At 70.6% G+C, this 19392-nt stretch carries 20 protein-coding genes, 2 tRNA genes and 2 pseudogenes; 6 read left to right on the top strand and 18 right to left on the bottom strand.

Annotation, left to right across the window (positions count from 1 at the left end; all coding sequences use genetic code 11):
- Positions 1 to 15: 15 nt before the first annotated feature.
- From ACIQWR_RS33545 to ACIQWR_RS33525, 5 genes and pseudogenes are all read right to left on the bottom strand, one after another.
- Positions 16 to 978 (bottom strand): annotated as a pseudogene (locus ACIQWR_RS33545) (class E sortase); the annotation flags it as partial.
- Positions 969 to 1607 (bottom strand): aminodeoxychorismate/anthranilate synthase component II, encoded by a 639-nt coding sequence (locus ACIQWR_RS33540; protein ID WP_404017474.1) that lies wholly within the window; start codon positions 1605 to 1607, stop codon positions 969 to 971. The pseudogene ACIQWR_RS33545 and the gene ACIQWR_RS33540, both read right to left, overlap by 10 nt.
- Positions 1604 to 1780: a hypothetical protein gene (locus tag ACIQWR_RS33535; protein WP_330331465.1), complete on the bottom strand. Its 177-nt coding sequence runs from the start codon at positions 1778 to 1780 to the stop codon at positions 1604 to 1606. Before ACIQWR_RS33535 ends, ACIQWR_RS33540 begins: the two co-directional genes overlap by 4 nt.
- 79 nt (positions 1781 to 1859) lie before the next feature.
- Positions 1860 to 2684, bottom strand: a complete 825-nt coding sequence (locus ACIQWR_RS33530) for a class E sortase (protein WP_404017471.1) — start codon at positions 2682 to 2684, stop codon at positions 1860 to 1862.
- Entirely contained in the window at positions 2644 to 3429 is a 786-nt protein-coding gene (locus ACIQWR_RS33525; RefSeq protein ID WP_404017468.1) for a DUF881 domain-containing protein, read from the bottom strand. The genes ACIQWR_RS33530 and ACIQWR_RS33525 overlap by 41 nt, the downstream gene beginning before the upstream one ends.
- Before the next feature lie 91 nt (positions 3430 to 3520).
- On the opposite strand from ACIQWR_RS33525, the gene crgA reads away from it, so the two are divergent.
- Positions 3521 to 3775, top strand: coding sequence for a cell division protein CrgA (gene crgA / locus ACIQWR_RS33520; protein ID WP_214931340.1), 255 nt, complete (start codon positions 3521 to 3523; stop codon positions 3773 to 3775).
- Positions 3776 to 3960: 185 nt separating this feature from the next.
- Here the strand turns inward: crgA and ACIQWR_RS33515 are convergent, their stop codons facing one another.
- Together ACIQWR_RS33515 and ACIQWR_RS33510 are read right to left on the bottom strand one after the other, a co-directional pair.
- Entirely contained in the window at positions 3961 to 4866 is a 906-nt protein-coding gene (locus tag ACIQWR_RS33515) for a rhomboid family intramembrane serine protease (protein WP_404017465.1), read from the bottom strand.
- Positions 4867 to 4975: 109 nt separating this feature from the next.
- Positions 4976 to 5503, bottom strand: a complete 528-nt coding sequence (locus tag ACIQWR_RS33510) for a peptidylprolyl isomerase (RefSeq protein WP_399265514.1) — start codon at positions 5501 to 5503, stop codon at positions 4976 to 4978.
- Between the two features lie 189 nt (positions 5504 to 5692).
- On the opposite strand from ACIQWR_RS33510, the gene ACIQWR_RS33505 reads away from it, so the two are divergent.
- Complete coding sequence (locus ACIQWR_RS33505; RefSeq protein WP_404017463.1) at positions 5693 to 6376, top strand: DUF5324 family protein; 684 nt, start codon at positions 5693 to 5695, stop codon at positions 6374 to 6376.
- 110 nt (positions 6377 to 6486) lie between these two features.
- Here the strand turns inward: ACIQWR_RS33505 and ACIQWR_RS33500 are convergent, their stop codons facing one another.
- Positions 6487 to 6972 (bottom strand): LysM peptidoglycan-binding domain-containing protein, encoded by a 486-nt coding sequence (locus ACIQWR_RS33500; RefSeq protein ID WP_404017461.1) that lies wholly within the window; start codon positions 6970 to 6972, stop codon positions 6487 to 6489.
- A 156-nt stretch (positions 6973 to 7128) separates the two neighbouring features.
- A complete protein-coding gene (locus ACIQWR_RS33495) occupies positions 7129 to 7608 on the bottom strand; it encodes a MarR family winged helix-turn-helix transcriptional regulator (RefSeq protein WP_404017459.1) in 480 nt (159 codons plus the stop codon).
- Between the two features lie 114 nt (positions 7609 to 7722).
- Between ACIQWR_RS33495 and ACIQWR_RS33490 the strand changes: the two genes are divergently transcribed.
- Positions 7723 to 9216 (top strand): MFS transporter, encoded by a 1494-nt coding sequence (locus ACIQWR_RS33490; RefSeq protein WP_404017456.1) that lies wholly within the window; start codon positions 7723 to 7725, stop codon positions 9214 to 9216.
- A 118-nt stretch (positions 9217 to 9334) separates the two neighbouring features.
- Here ACIQWR_RS33490 and ACIQWR_RS33485 read toward each other — a convergent pair whose 3' ends face one another.
- Both ACIQWR_RS33485 and ACIQWR_RS33480 read right to left on the bottom strand, forming a co-directional pair.
- The gene (locus ACIQWR_RS33485; protein ID WP_404017768.1) at positions 9335 to 9643 is read right to left on the bottom strand and encodes a hypothetical protein; all 309 of its coding nucleotides are present in this window, start codon (positions 9641 to 9643) and stop codon (positions 9335 to 9337) included.
- The gene (locus ACIQWR_RS33480) at positions 9643 to 10185 is read right to left on the bottom strand and encodes a ketoacyl-synthetase C-terminal extension domain-containing protein (protein ID WP_404017453.1); all 543 of its coding nucleotides are present in this window, start codon (positions 10183 to 10185) and stop codon (positions 9643 to 9645) included. The genes ACIQWR_RS33485 and ACIQWR_RS33480 overlap by 1 nt, the downstream gene beginning before the upstream one ends.
- A gap of 12 nt (positions 10186 to 10197) precedes the next feature.
- On the opposite strand from ACIQWR_RS33480, the gene ACIQWR_RS33475 reads away from it, so the two are divergent.
- Positions 10198 to 11232 (top strand): tetratricopeptide repeat protein, encoded by a 1035-nt coding sequence (locus ACIQWR_RS33475; RefSeq protein ID WP_404017451.1) that lies wholly within the window; start codon positions 10198 to 10200, stop codon positions 11230 to 11232.
- A gap of 520 nt (positions 11233 to 11752) precedes the next feature.
- Here ACIQWR_RS33475 and ACIQWR_RS33470 read toward each other — a convergent pair.
- A tRNA-Ala gene (locus ACIQWR_RS33470) sits at positions 11753 to 11825 on the bottom strand.
- 160 nt (positions 11826 to 11985) lie between these two features.
- Here ACIQWR_RS33470 and ACIQWR_RS33465 point away from each other — a divergent pair.
- Complete coding sequence (locus ACIQWR_RS33465) at positions 11986 to 12534, top strand: DNA-binding protein (protein WP_354378828.1); 549 nt, start codon at positions 11986 to 11988, stop codon at positions 12532 to 12534.
- A gap of 106 nt (positions 12535 to 12640) precedes the next feature.
- The gene (locus ACIQWR_RS33460; RefSeq protein ID WP_404017448.1) at positions 12641 to 13804 is read left to right on the top strand and encodes a protein kinase; all 1164 of its coding nucleotides are present in this window, start codon (positions 12641 to 12643) and stop codon (positions 13802 to 13804) included.
- Positions 13805 to 13836: 32 nt separating this feature from the next.
- Here ACIQWR_RS33460 and ACIQWR_RS33455 read toward each other — a convergent pair whose 3' ends face one another.
- The 6 genes and pseudogenes from ACIQWR_RS33455 to ACIQWR_RS33430 form a co-directional block, all read right to left on the bottom strand.
- The gene (locus ACIQWR_RS33455) at positions 13837 to 15132 is read right to left on the bottom strand and encodes a hypothetical protein (RefSeq protein ID WP_404017445.1); all 1296 of its coding nucleotides are present in this window, start codon (positions 15130 to 15132) and stop codon (positions 13837 to 13839) included.
- 145 nt (positions 15133 to 15277) lie between these two features.
- Positions 15278 to 15412 carry a DLW-39 family protein gene (locus ACIQWR_RS33450; RefSeq protein WP_208809277.1) on the bottom strand — a complete coding sequence of 45 codons (135 nt, stop codon included), beginning with the start codon at positions 15410 to 15412 and terminating at the stop codon, positions 15278 to 15280.
- A 179-nt stretch (positions 15413 to 15591) separates the two neighbouring features.
- Positions 15592 to 15665: transfer RNA gene (locus tag ACIQWR_RS33445), tRNA-Ile, on the bottom strand.
- A gap of 94 nt (positions 15666 to 15759) precedes the next feature.
- Positions 15760 to 16392, bottom strand: a complete 633-nt coding sequence (locus tag ACIQWR_RS33440) for a DUF3566 domain-containing protein (RefSeq protein WP_404017442.1) — start codon at positions 16390 to 16392, stop codon at positions 15760 to 15762.
- Positions 16393 to 16394: 2 nt separating this feature from the next.
- A complete protein-coding gene (gene gyrA, locus ACIQWR_RS33435) occupies positions 16395 to 18998 on the bottom strand; it encodes a DNA gyrase subunit A (protein WP_404017439.1) in 2604 nt (867 codons plus the stop codon).
- A 40-nt stretch (positions 18999 to 19038) separates the two neighbouring features.
- Positions 19039 to 19392, bottom strand: a pseudogene (locus ACIQWR_RS33430) (DNA topoisomerase IV subunit B); the annotation flags it as partial.

The raw sequence follows: 19392 nt of genomic DNA, 5'->3' as shown, positions 1-19392 counted from the left end.
GGTTTACGGCGGGGGTTACGGCTGGGTGAGCGCGGGCGGGGCGCCCTTCTCGCGCGGGCGCTCGTCCACCATCTTCCCCCAGACGATCAACCGGTAGGTGCTGGTGAACTCGGGGGTGCAGGTCGTCAGCGTGATGTACCGGCCGGGGGCGGTGAAGCCCGATCCCTCGGGCACCGGCTTGATCACGGAGACGTTCGTCGGCGGGGTCTGCGCCAGCGTCGAGGTCATCTCGTACGTGTAGTAGGTGTCCCGCGTCTCCACCACGACCTTGTCCCCGGGCACCAGGCGGTTGATGTAGCGGAACGGTTCGCCATGGGTGTTGCGGTGGCCCGCCAGCGCGAAGTTGCCCTGCTTGTCGGACGGCATCGCCGACTGCGGCGAACCCTCGCCGCCGTAGTGCCCGACCATGCCCCGGTCCAGCACCTTCGGCTTGCTGATCCCCTCCGCCACCGGAACCTTCAGGTCCAGCTTGGGGACGTAGAGGATCGCGAAGCCCTGGCCCGGGGAGAACGCGGCGACGGGCGGCGCCGCCTTGTCGGTGTCCCAGTCGCTGCGCAGCGTCCCCGCGGCGCCGCTCGCCTGCCGCTCGGCCAGCACGTTCGTGTACCAGAGCTGGTAGGTGACGAAGAGCAGCATCACCACGCCGAGGGTGATGAAGAGTTCGCCGGCCAGTCTGCTCGCGACCACCACCGGGCCGCCGCCGGGCCGCCGTCGCGCGCGTCGGCGCGTACCGCCACGACCCGCCGCACGAGCCGCCGCCGCACGACCCGTTCCGGGACCGCTCGCGGCGACAGCACCAGCACTCGCACGGACATCGCCCGGGGCGCCGCCGCCCGGTGCGTCACCTCCCGCGCCACCCGCCCTGCGGCGCCTGCCACCGCGCCGCGAGGAGCGTTTGGCGGCCTCCTGGGCGGCCCTGCGCCGCGCGGCCCGGCCCCCGGGGGGCGCGGGAGGCGGCGCGAGGGTCGTCACGCGAGGGCCTTGCCCACCACCGGGGCCAGACCCACCGAACGTGCCACCGCGTCCGCGTCACCGCAGCGCACCAGCCAGTTGGCGAGCATCTTGTGGCCCCACTCGGTCAGCACCGACTCGGGGTGGAACTGCACGCCCTCGACGTCGTGCTCGCGGTGGCGCAGCCCCATGATGGTCCCGTCCTCGGTGCGCGCCGTGACCTCCAGCTCGTCCGGGAGCGTCATCGGCTCGGCGGCGAGGGAGTGGTACCGGGTCGCGGTGAAGGGGGACGGCAGGCCCGCGAAGACGCCCTGGCCCTCATGGACCACCGGGGAGGTCTTGCCGTGCAGCAGCTCGGGGGCGCGGCCGACGACCCCGCCGTACGCCACCGCCATCGACTGCATGCCCAGGCAGACGCCGAAGACGGGCACGCCGGTGCTCGCGCAGTGGCGCACCATCTCGATGCAGACCCCGGCCTCCTCGGGCGTGCCCGGGCCCGGGGAGAGCAGGACGCCGTCGAAGCCGTCCTGGGCGTGGGCGAGCTCGACCTCGTCGTTGCGCACGACCTCGCACTCGGCACCGAGCTGGTAGAGGTACTGGACCAGGTTGAAGACAAAGCTGTCGTAGTTGTCCACGACCAGAATGCGCGCGTTCACCCGGTGGCTCCCGATCCCTCGTCGACGGTCACATCGTTGAAGGGAAGGAGCGGTTCGGCCCACGGGAAGACGTACTGGAAGAGCACGAACACCACCGCGAGGATCAGCACGAGGGAGATCAGCGCGCGTACCCACGCGTTGCCCGGCAGATGCCGCCAGATCCAGCCGTACATGCCGTCCGCGTCCCTTTCCCTCCACGTACCGCAGGGGCGGTACCGCAACAGCCTAAAGGCAGCGGGCGTGCGCGGGGGGTCAGCCGGCCAATCCCTCCGGTTTGCCCTGCGCGGCCGCCCTGGTCCGGGTGAGTTCGGCCCAGACGATCAACCGGTGGCTGTGGCCCCATTCCGGATCACAGGTGGTCAGGGTCAGATAGCGGCCGGGTGAGGTGAAGGGGGACTTGCGGGGTACGGGATCGACCACCTCGACGTCCGTCGGCAGAGTGCGCAGTGGCTCGTTCCGGATGGTGTACGTGTACCAGGCCGAGGCGTCCTTCACGATGACCAGGTCGCCGGGGCGCAGCTCGGGGAAATCCTTGAAGGGATCTCCGTAGGTGCGCCGGTGTCCGGCCACTGAGAAATTGCCCTCGCCGCCCGGGGGCGCGGTGCCCGCGTAGTGGCCGAGGCCCTTCTTGAGGACGTCGGTGGCGGTGCCCTCCAGGACCGGCTTGTTCCAGTCCGCTCCCAAGCGCGGTATGTACATCTCGGCGAAGACCTGGCCCCGCTCGGGGGCGGGGGCGGGGCCCGGCTCCCGGGGGGTCGCCGCCACGGGTGCGGCGGCCGCCGACCAGCGGTCGTGCAGCCGGTCCATCTCGCCGTCCATGGCCCGGTCGGCCTTGACCCCGGTCCACAGCAGGACGTAGCCGACGAAGAGCACGATGAGCGTGCCGACCGTCAGGCACACCTCGCTGAACGTCCGTACCAGCAGCCGCAGTACGGCCTGGGCGGACGGCCGGCGGCGCCCCGGTCCGGTCGGCTCGGTCGACCCGGTCAGCGCGGTCGACCCGGCCAGCTCGGTCGACCCGGTCGACCCGGCCGGCTCAGGACGCGGATGCGGACGCGGACTCCACGGGCTTCGCATAGTGGAGGTCCACTGTGCCGGAGTACCCCGGAAGTGTCAGCGCCTTCTGCTCCTCGACTTTCCAGCCCAGCCCGTAGGCGTTGACGTACAACTGGTAGTTCTGGATGGCCGGTGAGGCGGCGAGCGCCTTGCGCAGCGCGCCCGGGTCGCCGATCGCCGTGACCTTGTAGGGCGGCGAGTAGACCCGGCCCTGGAGGATCAGGGTGTTGCCCACGCAGCGCACGGCGCTGGTGGAGATCAGCCGCTGGTCCATGACCTGGATCCCGCGGGCTCCGCCCTGCCACAGGGCGTTGACCACGGCCTGGAGGTCCTGCTGGTGGATCACCAGGTCGTTGGGCTGCGGCTCGGGCACGTTGGGGATGCGGGCCGTGGCGTTCGGCGGGGCGTCGTTGAGGGTCACCGAGACGGACCGCCCGGAGAGCTCCTCGGTGCCCGCGGCGACCCGCAGGGCCGCGAGTTTGGCGTCCTCGGCCTTGCTGCTGCCGTCGTCCCGCTCGGCCAGCGCGTCGACCTCGCGGCGCACCGCGGCGGTGTCCGCGTCGAGTTCGGCGTTGTTCTGGCTGCGCTCGTGGATGAGGTCGGACAGCTTCAGGAGTGAGCCGTCCGTGCGGATGTTCGTACCCTTGGACGTGTTGAAACTGGTGACGAAGATCAGGCCCGCGAGGGCGAACACCGCGGCCGTCAGCAGCCGGACCGGCCTGAGCCGGCGACGGGGACCCGCGGAGGAGTCGTCGGAATTGCTCAACGTACCCTTCTCCTTCAACGCCACAGACCCACTACGCTAACGGACGCCCGGGGGAGGCAAGGTCCCCAGCGCATCGACAGGAGAGACCCTCGTGCCGAAGTCACGTATCCGCAAGAAGGACGATTACACCCCGCCGCCGGCGAAGCAGGCGCAGACGATCAGGTTGACGAACCGCAGCTGGGTAGCCCCGGTCATGCTGGCGTTCTTCCTCATCGGTCTCGCCTGGATTGTCGTCTTCTATGTGACCGACACCCAGCTGCCGATCGAATCACTCGGCAATTGGAACATCGTGGTCGGTTTCGGCTTCATCGCGGCAGGCTTCGGCGTGTCCACGCAGTGGAAGTGACCGGACCCCGACGCGGCGGTGGCCCGACGGTGGCACAGCAGTAACGGCGGTCCGAAGCAAGCTCTCCCCATGAGTTATCCACAGCGTCATCCACACCTGAGGAAAAAGGCAGAAGATCTGTGGATAACTCTGTGGAGAGTTGACGCCGGTGTGACTTTTCCGGGCGGTGTCCGCCCGGAAAAGTCTCAGACCAGCTCTGTCGTCCGGACCAGGACCACGGCCACCACCAGCAGGAACACGGCCGCGCAGGTCCCCCACTGGACCAGCGCCCGCCGCTTCCCGGCCCCGGCCGGGGGCAGCAGCATGCCCAGGCCCACCAGCGCGCCGGTGATCAATCCGCCGATGTGGGCCTGCCAGGAGATCTCCCCGGTCCCGCCGATCCCACCGATCGGTACGAAGGTCAGCAGCAGCATCAGCACGACCATCACGATGATCGGGCGCATGCTGTACCGCATCCGCCGCATCAGCACGACGGTGGCGCCGAGCAGCCCGAAGATCGCCCCGGACGCACCCAGGGTCGGCATGTTCGGCGGGGTCAGCAGATAGACCAGCGCACTGCCGCCCAGCCCGGAGAGCAGGTACACGGCGAGGTAGCGGGCCCGGCCCAGCGCGGCCTCCAAGGGAGCGCCGAGGAACCACAGGGCGGTCATGTTGCCGATGATGTGCCACCACTGCTCGTGCAGGAAGACCGAGGTCAGCAGCCGGTAGTACTGGCCGGTGGACACGCCTTCGAGCGGGCCGCCGAGGTAGTCGACGTAGCGGCCGAGCAGCTCCAGCTGGACCAGCACCGCCGGGGCGAGGAGGGCCGCGAAGAACACCGCGACATTGATCCCCACCAGGACCTTGGTGACCAGGGCGGTGTCGGCGACCACGACCCCGCCGGCGATGCCCCGCGGGGTGTTGGCCGCCGCGACGTGGCCCGTGCCGGAGCCGGACCGGACGCACTCCGGGCACTGGAAGCCCACCGAGGCGTTGATCATGCAGTCGGTGCAGATCGGGCGCTCGCAGCGGGTGCATCTGATCCCGGTCTCGTGGTCCGGGTGCCGGTAGCAGCCCGGCACCCGTCCGGTGTCCGACCTGTCGCTTTCCATCGGTCCCCTCCGTCGCGGCGGTGCCGTTGTCGTAACGAGTACGGACGGGCGGAGGGCATGGTTCCCGGTCGGACCCCCAGGAGCGCCGATCGGCCCCGATCAGCGCTGATCAGCGCTCTTCGATCACCACGGCCTTGATGACCACGTCCTCCACGGGACGGTCGGTGCGCGGGTTGGTCGCGCCGGAGGCGATGGCGCTGACGACGGCCTGGCTGGCCTTGTCGGTGATCTCGCCGAAGATCGTGTGCTTGCGGGTCAGCCACGCGGTGGGGGCGACGGTGATGAAGAACTGCGAGCCGTTGGTGCCCGGCCCGGAGTTCGCCATGGCCAGCAGGTAGGGCTTGGTGAAGGCGAGGTCGGGGTGGAACTCGTCGGCGAACTGGTACCCCGGACCGCCGGTGCCGTTCCCGAGCGGGTCGCCGCCCTGGATCATGAAACCGCTGATCACGCGATGGAAGACGGTGCCGTCGTAGAACGGGTCGGTGGTCTTCTGGCCGTCCGAGGGACGGGTCCACTCACGGTCGCCCTTGGCCAGTTCCACGAAGTTCCGGACGGTCTTCGGGGCGTGGTTCGCCAGCAGCTCGATCTCGATGTCGCCGTGGTTCGTCTTGAGGGTGGCGATAAGCTTCGCGGCCACGAAATCTGCCTTCCATCGTCGTCACTGGTCGCCCGAATCTTCCCACGGAGTGCTCCGCGAAGAGGAAATAGGCCACTCGGATGCCCTGTCGGCCATGCCACGGTGCGGTATCGCAGGCATGATCCGACAAAGGGTGGAAAGGTGAGCTGTGTCCGCCGAACCGTGTCCGCCCCCAAGGAGGAGGATCCCGTGACCCGCAAGGACAGCGTGCACGCCGCGGCCGAGAGCGCGAGGGAAAGCATGCGGCACGCCGCGGAAGTGGTGGCGCCGTACGCGGGTACCGCCAAGGACGCCGCGGCGCGGTACGCGCACGAGGCGAACGTACGGCTGACGCCGAAGGTCTCCTACGCCGCCGGTGAAGCCGCCCGGCAGGCCCGCACCGCCTACGACAGCCATCTCCATCCCCACGTGATGTCGGCCCGCTCGCACGTGCCGCCGAACGTGGACCGGGCGGCGACGCGTGCCGTGACCCGGACCCGGCAGGCCGCGCGACAGGCCGCCGACTACACGGCGCCGAGGTTCGAGAGCGCGCTGGCCGCGGCGCAGCCGGTGGCGGAGGAAGCCGCCTCGCGGTCGACCGCGGCGCTGGCGGCGCTGCGCGGTCAGGTGTCGGCGCAGGAGGTGCAGCAGTTGGTCCGGCGCAACGAACGACGGGCGCGCTGCGGCCGGCTGTTCAAGGGCGCCGCCCTCTTCGGCCTGCTGGCCGGTGGCGCCTTCGCCGCGTGGAAGTGGTGGGACCAGCAGTCGAACCCGGACTGGCTGGTGGAGCCGCCCGCGGCGACCGAGCTGTCGGCGCGGGACGACGAGGCGGCGAGCTTCGAGGACGAACTGGCCGCGAAGGAGCGGACCGCGGCCGACGAGCAGCAGCCGTAGCCGTTCCCGCGTTCCCGCGTTTCCCCCGAGAACTCGACGCGCCCGATGGGGCCCGGATCCGTAGGTGGATCCGGGCCCCATCGGCGTGCGGGGTGGGGACGGGCGGGCGCTCAGTTGGGGAGGGTGAGCACCATGCCCGGGCGGATCAGGTCCGGGTTGGAGCCGACGACGCCCTTGTTCATGGCGTACAGCTCGCGCCAGCGGGCCTCGTTGCCCAGCTCGCGGCGGGCGATGGCGGAGAGGGAGTCCCCGGACCGGACCGTGTAGGTGCGCTTCTTCGCGACGGGCGCGGGCTTCGGCGCCGCCGGAGCGGGCCGGTGCGGCGCGGGCGCCGCCGCCGCGGGCTTCGGCGCGGCCGGGGCGGGCTTGGGCGGGGTGACCGCCTGTGCGGCGGCCCGGGCCTGCGCCGCCATCCGGTCCGCGGCCTCCTTGGTCGCCGTGGCCGACGCGTCGGTGTACTTGGTGGCGGTGTCCGCGGGTGAGCTCGGCATGGCCGCGGGTGCGGCCGCCGCCTGCTGTTCGACCTGCTCCTTGGCGTTCTCCGCGGCTTCGCGGGCCTTCTGCTTGTCGGACTTGAGGAAGTCGAAGATTCCCATGGTGTGACGCCTCCGGCGTGGTGTGCCCCCTGGCTCGGTGCCTTCCCCCACTCTCTGCCACGGCGCGCCGCCCGGCCGCGTGACTACGCCATCCGGGGGACGCTCCGGCGGGCCGAGGGCGGGCCGCGCGGTGCGCTAGGGGCGGCCGGCGGCGCCCTACTGGCGGGCCCGGCGGGCCGGGCGCGGGCTCTCGCTGGGGATCGCCAGATCCTCTTCCACCAGCAGGTTCAGCACCCGGAGCAGGGCCGCCCGGTCGTCGTCGGCGAGCGAGCCGAGCGCCTCGGCGTGCACCCGGTCGACGATCCGGGTGCTCTGCTCGGCCAGCTCCGCGCCCGCTTCGGTGACCGCGATGATGCGCGCCCGACGGTCCCGGGAGGAGGGCCTGCGCTCGGCCAGACCGGCCTTCTCCAGGGCGTCGACGGTCACCACCATCGTCGTCTTGTCCATGTCGCCGATCTCCGCGAGCTGGATCTGGGTGCGCTCCTCCTCCAGGGCGTGCACGAGGACGCAGTGCATGCGCGCGGTCAGGCCGACCTCATCGAGGGCGGCCGCCATCCGGGTGCGCAGCACGTGGCTGGTGTGGTCCAGCAGGAAGGAGAGGTCGGGCTGGGTCCGGGTCGGCTCCATTGCAGTCATGGATCCAGCCTAACAATTAGATCCGAAAGAAATAGTCTGCAACAAAACTATCTGCTACGGTCCTTCCTATCGCCCCGCTGCACCGCAGCCGACGGCCATCGAACGGAGAGCCCGATGCCCACCGCACCTGCCGAAGCCCCCGCACCCGCACCTGTGCCCGTACCCGCGGCCGCCGCCCAGGCCCCGGCCGCGCCGGCGGCCCGTCCCGCAGGTGGGCTGGGCTCCCGCTGGACCGCCCTCGCCGTCCTCTCCACCGGCATGCTGATGACGGTCCTGGACGGCAGCATCGTCACCGTGGCCATGCCCGCCATCCAGCAGGACCTCGGCTTCTCCCCCGCCGGGCTCAGCTGGGTGGTGAACGCCTACCTGATCGCCTTCGGCAGCCTGCTGCTGCTCGCCGGGCGGCTCGGCGACCTGATCGGCCACAAGCGGATGTTCCTGGCCGGGACCGCCGTCTTCACCGGCGCCTCCCTCCTGGCCGGCTTCGCCGGTTCCCCGGAACTACTGATAGCCGCCCGCTTCCTCCAGGGGGTGGGCAGCGCGATGGCCTCCGCGGTCAGCCTCGGCATCCTGATCAACCTGTTCACCGAACCCCGTGAGCGGGCCCGGGCCATCGCGGTCTTCTCCTTCACCGGAGCGGCCGGAGCCTCCCTCGGCCAGGTGCTCGGCGGCGTGCTCACCGACGCCCTCGACTGGCACTGGATCTTCTTCATCAACCTGCCGATCGGGCTGACCGCGCTGCTGCTGGCACTGCCCTCCCTCCCGAAGGGCCGGGGGCTCGGACTCGGCGCGGGCGCCGATGTGCTCGGTGCGGTCCTGGTCAGCACGGGGCTGATGCTCGGCATCTACACCGTCGTCAAGGTCGAGCAGTACGGATGGACCTCCGCGCACACCCTCGGGCTCGGCGCGCTGTCGCTGGCCCTGCTCGCCGCCTTCACCGTCCGGCAGGCCAAGGCCCGTACGCCGCTCGTGCCACTGCGGATCTTCCGGTCCCGCACGGTGGTCGGCGCCAACCTGGTCCAGATGCTGATGATCGCCGCCCTGTTCTCCTTCCAGATCCTGGTCGCCCTCTACCTCCAGAAGGTCCTCGGCTACGGCGCCGCCGCCACCGGGCTCGCCATGCTCCCGGCCGCCGTGGTGATCGGCGTGACCTCGCTCGGCATCTCGACCCGCCTGATCTCGCGGTTCGGCGGACGCACGGTCCTGCTCACCGGTCTCGTCCTGCTGCTCGGCGGCCAGCTCCTGCTGACCCGTCTGCCCGTGCACGCCGACTACGTGACCGACCTGCTCCCCGTGATGCTCCTCGCGGCGGGCTTCGGCCTGGCCCTGCCGGCCCTGACCGGGCTGGCGATGTCGGGGGCCGGCGCCGAGGACGCGGGGCTGGCCTCGGGCCTCTTCAACACCACCCAGCAGATCGGCATGGCCCTCGGCGTCGCGGTCCTCTCCACCCTGGCGGCCTCGCGCACCGAGTCCCTCACCCGCGCCGGGCACAGCACGGCCGAGGCCCTGACCGGCGGCTACCACGTGGCCTTCGGGATCGGCTCGGGTCTGCTCCTGCTGGCCGTCGCCCTGGCCGCGACCCTGCTGCGCCCGGGGCGCCCTGCCTGAGCCCCTGATCCCACCGGTCGTTGTTCCACGTTTCACGTGAAACAACGGCCGGTGTTTCGTGCGTCGTTGTTTCACGTGAAACAACGCTCGCCGGCGCTAGGCACACCTCACGCTCCACTCACAGGTGGGGTGAGGCCGGATCGCCCCCGAGCCGCAGATCGCCGACGCCGTCGAGGATCTTCGCCGAGGACGCGACGTGCTGGCCCGCGGTCATGAGGTCGCGCAGGCATCGGTCCAGCGGGGTGCGCTCGCTGTAGACCGCGGCCGATCCCACGGCGTCGTAGAGGAGTTGGACCGCCTCCCGGCACGCCCGGTGCGCGAACTGACGGGCCAGCGCGGCCGTGCCGCGCTCCGCTCGCAGGCCCGCCGCCTGCGCGGCCCGCGCGTCTTCGAGCGTGGCGTACACGTAGGCGCCGGCCGCCCCGATCAGCGCCTCGGCGTGGGCCAGATCGGCGGGGGCGCCCGGCCGGGGCGGCGTGGAACGCCGGGCGCGCCGGGGACACCGCGCAGGACGTCGGTCAGCGACCAGTCCACATACGGAGCCAGGGCGTCGGCGCAGGCGCCGATCCGGTCGGCGAAGACCGGACAGGTGTCGATCAACTCCGCCGCCATGCCCGCCGACAGGACCCAGGCGAGTGCCCCGGCCCCCTCGTCGGCCCCCTCGTCGGCACCGTCGGTGTGCTCCGCGTCCGCAGCCGCCTTCGTGGCCGGCCGGTCCGAGAGCACCACGTGGCAGTTGGTGCCGCCGATGCCGAACGAGCTCACACCCGCGACCAGTCGCCCCTCCGGTGCCGGCCAGGGGCGGAGTTCGGTGTTCACCCGCAGCCGCAGCGCGTCGAGGGGGATCCGCTCACCGGGGCCCGAGTGGTTCAGGCTGGGTACGAGCGCGCGTTCGCGGACGGTCAGGACGGCCTTGATGAAACCGGCGATCCCATCCAGCTCTCCTACGACGCTCTGGGAGCGGAACACCGCAGGGCGTTCATGCTCCTGGGAATTCACCCCGGACCGGATTTCGATCCCCCGACGGCGGCGGCCCTGCTCGGCGTGGAACCCAGAGACGCGGAACGGATTCTGGAGGACCTCCTCGACTCGCAACTGCTGCTGCAGCACGAGGCGGGGCGGTATGCCTTCCACGACCTCGTCCGCAGCTTCGCCCTAAGCCTGTGGGAGGAGTCCGCGCGCAATCAGAAGGACACCGCGGTCGGCAAGCTGCTGCACTATTACCTCGGCGTGACCAATGAAGCCTGCAGCATGCTCTTTCCCGGCCTGCGGCCGACCGGATATCCGCCGAGCGCCGGCGCCCCGGGCCTGCCGTCGTTCCCCGACGCGCGGGCGGCCCGTCGGTGGTACGACCTCCTCCTGCAAGGAATCGAGCTCCACCGCGAACTCGACAGTGTTCGCCGGGAATCCATCGCCCTGTACAACATCAGCAGCCTGCACCTGTGGCAAGGCCGTTCCACGGAAGCCATCCTCGCCGCGGAAAGGGCCGCCACGCTCTGCCGGGACGTGGGTGAACAAGAGCACGAAAGAGCGGCCCTCAACGATCTGGCCATCGCCCACCTCGACCGAGGAGAAGGCACGGCGGCACAGAAGTGGCTCGACCGCGCTCTGGCACTCGGCGAGAACTCGGCAATGCCCAGGAACCGGGCCATGTCCCTGGCCCTACGGGCCGTCCTCTGCCAACGGAGGGGACGGGGCGAGGAGGCCACGGCCCATATCGGCCAGGCACTCGCGCTGGTCAGGCCCCTGGGCACGGCGACCTGGCAGTGCGAGGTCGAGAACATCGCGGGGCTCGTCCACCGCCACGCGGGCGACTACGCAAACGTGCTGCGCCTGCACCGGAGCGCCTATCAAAGGGCGCTGAACATCGGGTACCGCATAGGAATGGCGCACGGCCTGCACGGTCTGGTGAGCGCCGAAACGGCACTCGGCCTTCAAGAGCCGGCCCGGGAAAACGGGCTCAGCGCCGAGGAATTGTTCGCCACGATGGACATTCCCCGGGTCATCCTGGAATAGCGGAGACCATCCCTCCACGAGAAGTCCCGTCCCCGGCGGATACCGGTACCCCCCCCAGGTCACGCTCCACCACTCCGGTTCCGAAAGTTACCGCCAGGGCGACAATTCCAGCCAGTCCTGTCAGCGCGCTACACATTTCCCCACCTTGCTGTTCCATGATCCTCTCGAACGGAACCGAGCATCATGGAACCACAGACCATTTCTGTTCCCCCGAGATACCGCCGCGGTTGCATGGACCTACCGGAATGAATCCGAGAGCCATCAGCAGGCTTTTCACCACCGCACCTCGCGGCCCGGCGGGGACCCGGAGCCATCGCCCGCGAGACGGCCGGGACCCGTCCGGCGCGGCGGGCCGCCCTCGGCCCCCGGGCCGGCGACCCGGTCCACAGCGCGCGGGCATGCGGCGGGGACGCGGCCGGGGCGCGGCGCGCATCCGGCGGGGCTGTCGACACATGGGCCCGATGGGCACGAAAAATGCCCCCTGAGCCGCGTTTCCGCAGGTCAGAGGGCATCTAGCATGTGGAGCCTAGGAGATTCGAACTCCTGACATCTGCCTTGCAAAGGCAGCGCTCTACCAGCTGAGCTAAGGCCCCGAAAACGGACGCGCCTGTCCCCCTGTGAAGGAGGAGTCGTTCCGCAGAACAGAGTACCGGGTGTACTGCCAGATCCCGCAAAATGATAGGGACTCCCGTCCCGCGACCACTCTCCGTAAGATGCTCGCGAGGTTCGCACCAGCGAAGGGGAGTAGTAAGAGTGGACGCAGTACAGCAAGAGGCAACCGCCAGAGCCAGGGAACTCCAGCGCAGTTGGTACGGGGAGCCGCTCGGCGCGCTCTTCCGCCGGCTCATAGATGACCTCGGCTTGAACCAGGCCCGCCTCGCTGCCGTCCTCGGACTGTCGGCGCCCATGCTGTCCCAGCTGATGAGCGGTCAGCGCGCCAAGATCGGGAACCCGGCCGTGGTGCAGCGCGTACAGGCCCTCCAGGATCTCGCCGGCCAGGTGGCCGACGGCAGCGTCAGTGCGGCAGAGGCCACCGACCGGATGGACGAGATCAAGAAGACCCAGGGAGGCTCGGTCCTCAGCAACAGCGTTCAGACCACGGCCAGTTCGGGAGCCCCGACCGTCAAGCGGGTGGTCCGCGAGATCCAGTCGCTGCTGCGCTCGGTCTCCGCGGCCGGTGACATCATCGACGCGGCGGACTCCCTCGCCGCCAGCCACCCGGAACTGGCAGAGTTCCTCCGGGTGTACGGCGCCGGGCGCACGGCCGACGCCGTCGCGCACTACGAGGCACACCAGAACTGATGCGTGCCTCCGGGCTACTGATGGATGCGGTACCGCGTCCGTACTGACGCGGTACGGACGGGCCGACGGAGGACGGAGAGCGCAGAGCGGGGGGACGGGCGCAGCGATGGGTGAGGTCTTCGCCGGTCGGTACGAGCTGATCGACCCGATCGGTCGTGGAGGAGTCGGCGCCGTGTGGCGCGCCTGGGACCACAGGCGCCGCCGCTACGTCGCCGCCAAGGTCCTGCGGCAGAGCGACGCCCACACCCTGCTCCGCTTCGTGCGCGAGCAGGCCCTCCGCATCGATCACCCGCACGTGCTGGCCCCGGCCAGCTGGGCGGCCGACGACGACAAGGTCCTCTTCACCATGGACCTCGTCAGCGGCGGATCCCTCGGCCACGTCATGGGCGACTACGGGCCCCTGCCGCCCCGCTTCGCGTGCACCCTGCTCGACCAGCTCCTGTCGGGTCTGGCCGCGGTGCACGCCGAGGGCGTCGTCCATCGCGACATCAAACCGGCCAACATCCTGCTGGAGGCGACCGGAACCGGACGGCCGCACCTGCGGCTGTCCGACTTCGGCATCTCCCTGCGCAAGGGCGAGCCCCGCCTGACGGCGACGGACTACGTGCTGGGCACTCCCGGCTACTTCGCACCCGAGCAGCTGCTCGGCGCCGAACCCGACTTCACCGCCGACCTGTTCGCCGTCGGGCTGGTCGCCCTCTACCTCCTGCTGGGCCGCAAGCCCGACGCACGGTCCCTCGTCGAACACTTCCTCGCCCACGGCACCCCGGACGCCCCGGAAGGGGTCCCGGCGGCCCTGTGGGACGTCATCTCCACCCTCCTGCAGCCGGACCCCGAGAACCGCTTCCGCACGGCCACAGGCGCCCGCAAGGCCCTCGCCGGGGCCGTGGAGTTGCTGCCCCCGCCCGCACCGGACGCGGAGCCCGTCGAGGTGTTCGACCAACTGGGCCCGCTCCCCGCCGGTTTCGGTCCCCAGGGCCCCCTGGGCAGTCGTGCGTCCTGGTCCCCGGCCGCGCCCGACGCCCCCACCACCGGGGTGCTCCCGCCCGCGCCGACGGCGTACGACCCGAGCCCGCCACCCACACCCACGCACGCGCCCGACCCGGCACCGTCATCGACCGGCAGCTTCCACCTACCGCCTCCCGCACCCCCCGCACCCCCCACCCGGAGCGGCTTCCCCGCCCCGCCCGGCCCGAAGGCCACCGCCGCCCTGCTGTCGGCCGCCCTGGTGTGCTTCGCCGTGGGCACCTGGGCCCTGACCCGGCTCTGACCCGGCGGCCGGGCCCAGGGCCGCCCGCACCCTCAATGCCCCCGCCCCGCGCGCCGCGCCAGCAGCACCCACCCGCCCAGCACGGCCAGCAGCAGCGCCCCCGCCCCGAAGCCGCCCGCGGCCACGGTCCGCATCGCCCCGCGGGTCCCGGCCGCGGCCAGTGCCTCCGGCGCCGTCAGCCCGTCCCGCGCCGCCGTCCGGTCCCGCGCGCCCACGCCGAAGCCGCCCTGCGCCGGGTCCTCGGCGTACGCGGGCGCGGCCGCGACCCGGCCCCGCACGGTGAGCCGCAGGGTCAGCGGCACCGGGACCGCGTCCTCGGTGAACTCGCCGACCTTCCCGCCCATCGTCACGGCCAGGTAGTACCAGCCCGCCACCCGGACCGGCCGCACCCCCCGGTCGTCGGACAGCCGGTTCTCGTAGGCCACCGGCGGTGTCGGCCCGAGCCCGGCCGCGGCCTGCTTTCCGTCGTACGGGGTGCCCTTGGAACCGACCAGGCTCCGGTAGGGGCTGTAGAGGCTGACGGTGAGCCCCTCGTACGCCGTGCCGTACTCCTTCGTCATCCGGGCGCCCGCCAGCTCCGCGCCCACCGCGAGCTGTTGCCCCCAGTCCAACGGCACCCGGTACCAACGGGTCTGACCGGGCCGCAGGTCGTCGCGCCAGACGCCCGGGCCGAGCGCCCGCGCGTCGTTGAAGCCGCTGCCGCCCGCCCGGGCCACGGGTCCGGTGCCGGGCTGCGCGGGCGGGGTCGAGGGCCAGGCCGAGGGGGCGGCGGTCGGCGCTCCGCCGGGGACGAGGGCGGGTTCGCGCATGACCTGGAGTTCCACCGGCCAGGGCGCCCGGTCGCCGTCCTTGGCGGAGTTCCGGACGAGCTTGACGAAGTACACCCCGGCCGCCTGGCACTCGGCGTCCTCGGCCGACAGCCGCGCGCCGACCGCCGCGAGGGGCACCGGTTCGGACGCGAAGGACGCCCGGCCGGGGTTGCCCGGACAGGCCCGCCCCGCGGTGGTCATGAGGGTCAGCTCGATCCCGTCCGCGTACCCGACCCTGGCACCGGCGGCCGGCCGTACGACGGCCGAGACGTAGACGCTGGAGCGCGCGTCCAGCACCACCCGGTAGTAGCGCTCGCCGGGGGCCACGGTGTCCTCGTACGTCGCCCCCGCGACCAGCGCCGGAGCGTCCGCGGTGGTCCCCGCGCCGCTCACCGCCTTCGCACCGGAAGCCGGCCGGTACGGCGGCGGGGCCGCCGGATCCGCCGCCGGGCGGGCCGCGTCGACCGCCCCCACCAGGGCGGTTCCCGCCAGCAGCACAGCCGAGAGCACCCGCGTCATCACGCCCACCCCGCCCCGAATTCGCCGACGCAACCAAAATCTTTGCATAATGCAATAAGCTGGGTCAGAACAGTACGAAGCCCCGGAACAGCACGAAGCCCCGACCGCAGCGGCAGTCGGGGCTTCCTGAGCTCAATCTTCGGTCTCACACACCGGAACCAGAGGGCACGGAGTCAGTTGCCTCCGTCCACAGGTCCTGCTCGGCGCGGTCCGCCTGGATCTGGCGGTACACGAGGAGCCCGCCGATGGCGGCCAGTGCGACCAGGAGAAGCTTCTTCACCGCGCGACCTCGTCCTTCGTTGACGTTGGGGACTACTGCCGCCCGACTATACACACCGACCGATACCGATCGGTTATCTGGGAAGCCCCCCGACGGCCCAACACCCCTGCCCCGCGCGGGCGGAGGCCGGGAACGAGAACGGTCCGGCGGAGAATCTCCGCCGGACCGAATCCGTACTGTGGGGCTAACAGGATTTGAACCTGTGGCCTCATCCTTATCAGGGATGCGCTCTAACCAACTGAGCTATAGCCCCTCGGCGCTGTGCGCTGACTTGATGAAGATTAGCGCACAGACCGGGTCAGTCCAAAATCCGCTGCCGGAGGGCGTCCGCGCAGGTCATTCGTAGCTCACTCGTCCTCGGCGAGGGTGAGCTCGATGCCACCCACGAAGCCCGCGGAGAGGTTGTAGATGAAGGCCCCCAGCGTGGCCAGTGCCGTCGCGAGCACCACGTCGATGACCGCGATCACCGAGGTGAAGATCAGGACGCGCGGCAGCGACAGGAACGACTGGAGGTCGAAGCCGTTGCTCTCGTTGGAGCCGGTGGCCTCGCTGATGGTCCCGCCGACGGTCGAGAAGACGCCCATGGCGTCCATGACCATCCACAGCACCACCGACGCCACGATCGTGCAGATGCCCAGCGCGATCGACAGCAGGAAACTGACCTTCATCACCGACCACGGGTCGGCCTTGGCCACCCGCAGTCGCGCCTTGCGCGTCCTGGGCGCCGTACGCACGCCCGTCTGCGGCCCCCGCTGCGCCGCACCGCCGCCGGCGCCCCTGGGCGCCCCCGGGCCCGAAGGCGCCGAGGAGGCCTGCGACGACTGCTGCGGCTGTGCGGGACGGCTCGGGCCGCCCGCCGAACCGGTCTGAGGCTTCGGCTCTCGGGTGTCCGTCACGGTTCCCCCCTGGGAGTCCGCGGCGGGGCCACGGGCACCGTTCGCTCCAGTCTTGGCCGGTCCGGCGCCCGTGGCTCCACTCACGCTTACTCCTCGTGCTCCCCAGCCGAGGGCTGCGTGCCCTCGGCGACCTCGGTGGCCTGTCCCTCGGCGTCCTCGGTCTCGTCGACCTCGTCAGCCTCCTGGCCCGCCTCGGCGTTACGAGCGATGCCGACCACGGCATCGCGCTTGCCCAGGTTGATCAGCTGGACGCCCATCGTGTCACGGCCGGTCTCCCTGACTTCGTTGACGCGCGTACGGATCACACCACCGCTCAGGGTGATGGCGAGGATCTCGTCGGTGGCGTCGACCACGAGCGCCCCTACGAGCGATCCGCGGTCTTCCACGATCTTGGCAGCCTTGATGCCCAGACCGCCACGTCCCTGGACGCGGTATTCGTCCACGGGCGTCCGCTTGGCGTATCCGCCGTCGGTCGCGGTGAAGACGAACGTACCGGGCCGGACCACGCTCATGGAGAGCAGTTCGTCACCTTCGCGGAAACTCATGCCCTTCACGCCCGAGGTGGCGCGGCCCATCGGGCGCAGCGAGTCGTCGGTGGCGGTGAAGCGGATCGACTGCGCCTTCTTGCTGATGAGCAGCAGGTCGTCGTCGGCCGAGACCAGCTCGGCGCCGATCAGCTCGTCGTCGTTGCCGTCGCCCGTCTCCCGGAGGTTGATGGCGATGACACCACCCGAACGGGGGGAGTCGTAGTCCTTGAGCGCCGTCTTCTTCACCAGACCGGCCTTGGTGGCCAGGATCAGGTACGGGGCGGCCTCGTAGTCGCGGATCGCGAGGATCTGCGCGATCTGCTCGTCCGGCTGGAAGGCCAGCAGGTTCGCCACGTGCTGACCGCGGGCGTCGCGGCCGGCGTCCGGGAGCTCGTACGCCTTCGCGCGGTAGACCCGGCCCTTGTTCGTGAAGAACAGCAGCCAGTGGTGCGTGGTGGAGACGAAGAAGTGGTCGACCAGGTCGTCCTGCTTCAGCTTCGTCCCGCGCACGCCCTTGCCGCCGCGCTTCTGCGAGCGGTAGTCCTCGGTCTTGGTCCGCTTGACGTAGCCGCCGTGCGTGATCGTGACGACGATGTCCTCTTCGGCGATCAGGTCCTCCATGGACATGTCGCCGTCGAAGGGCACCAGCTTGGAACGCCGGTCGTCGCCGAACTTCTCGACGATCGCGGCCAGTTCCTCGCTGACGATCTGGCGCTGCCGCTCCTCGGAGGCCAGGATCGCGTTGTACTCGTTGATCTTGGCCTGGAGCTCGTCGTGCTCGGCGACGATCTTCTGCCGCTCCAGGGCCGCGAGGCGGCGGAGCTGCATCTCCAGGATCGCGTTGGCCTGGATCTCGTCGATCGACAGCAGGCCCATCAGGCCCTCGCGGGCGATCTCGACCGTGTTGCTGCGCCGGATCAGCGCGATGACCTCGTCGATCGCGTCCAGCGCCTTGAGCAGACCGCGCAGGATGTGGGCGCGCTCCTCCGCCTTGCGCAGGCGGAAGCGCGTGCGCCGGACGATGACCTCGATCTGGTGCGTCACCCAGTGGCGGATGAACGCGTCGATCGACAGCGTGCGCGGCACGCCGTCCACCAGCGCCAGCATGTTCGCGCCGAAGTTCGTCTGCAGGTCGGTGTGCTTGTAGAGGTTGTTCAGCACGACCTTGGCGACGGCGTCGCGCTTGAGCACGATCACCAGGCGCTGACCGGTGCGCGACGAGGTCTCGTCACGGACGTCGGCGATGCCGCCGACCTTGCCGTCCTTGACCAGGTCGGCGATCTTCTGCGCCAGGTTGTCCGGGTTGGTCTGGTACGGAAGCTCCGTGACCACCAGGCACTGGCGGTTCTGGATCTCCTCGACCTCGACGACCGCGCGCATCGTGATGGAGCCGCGACCGGTGCGGTACGCCTCCTCGATGCCCTTGCGGCCCACGACGAGCGCGCCGGAGGGGAAGTCCGGGCCCTTGATCCGCTCGATGAGCGCGTCCTGGAGCTCCTCGTGCGAGGCCTCCGGGTGCTCCAGCGCCCACTGGGCGCCGGCCGCGACCTCGCGGAGGTTGTGCGGCGGGATGTTGGTCGCCATGCCGACCGCGATGCCCGCGGAGCCGTTGATCAGCAGGTTCGGGAAGCGCGCCGGCAGGACCGTCGGCTCCTGGTTGCGGCCGTCGTAGTTGTCCGTGAAGTCGACGGTGTCCTCGTCGATGTCCCGGAGCATCTCCATGGCCAGCGGCATCAGCTTGCACTCGGTGTAGCGCATCGCGGCGGCCGGGTCGTTGCCCGGGGAGCCGAAGTTGCCGTTGGAGTCCACCAGCGGCATGCGCAGCGACCACGGCTGGGCCAGGCGGACCAGGGCATCGTAGATCGAGCTGTCACCGTGCGGGTGGTAGGTGCCCATGACGTCACCGACGACGCGGGCGCACTTGTAGAAGCCCTTCTCGGGCCGGTAGCCGCCGTCGTACATCGCGTACAGCACGCGCCGGTGGACCGGCTTGAGGCCGTCCCGGACGTCGGGCAGGGCGCGCGAGACGATGACGGACATCGCGTAGTCGAGATAGGAGCGCTGCATCTCGGTCTCGAGCCCGACGGGCTCGATCCGCATGACGGGCTGCTCCTCCGCGGAGTTCTCTGCGTTCTGAGCGGGTTGGGTGGTTTCGTCGGCCATTGCTGGTCAAAGATCCTTTCAGGCAGTCAGCTGAGCCGACTCAGATGTCGAGGAACCGAACGTCCTTGGCGTTGCGCTGGATGAACGAGCGCCGGGCTTCGACGTCCTCGCCCATCAGCACCGAGAACAGGTCGTCGGCCTGCGCCGCGTCGTCCAGGGTGACCTGGCCGAGCACGCGGTGGTCCACGTCCATGGTGGTGATGCGCAGTTCCTCGGCGTTCATCTCGCCCAGACCCTTGAAGCGCTGGATCGAGTCTTCCTTGATCCGCTTGCCGTTGCTCTTGCCCAGCGCGACCAGCGCGTCGCGCTCGCGGTCCGAGTAGGCGTACTCGAAGTCGTCGCGGCCCCACTTGATCTTGTACAGCGGGGGGCGGGAGAGGTAGACGTGTCCGGC

It is taken from the genome of Streptomyces sp. NPDC098789, assembly GCF_044759975.1.
Taxonomy (GTDB): Bacteria; Actinomycetota; Actinomycetes; order Streptomycetales; family Streptomycetaceae; genus Streptomyces.
Note: the sequence above shows the minus strand (reverse complement) of the source record. Positions and strands in the feature narration are given on the sequence as shown.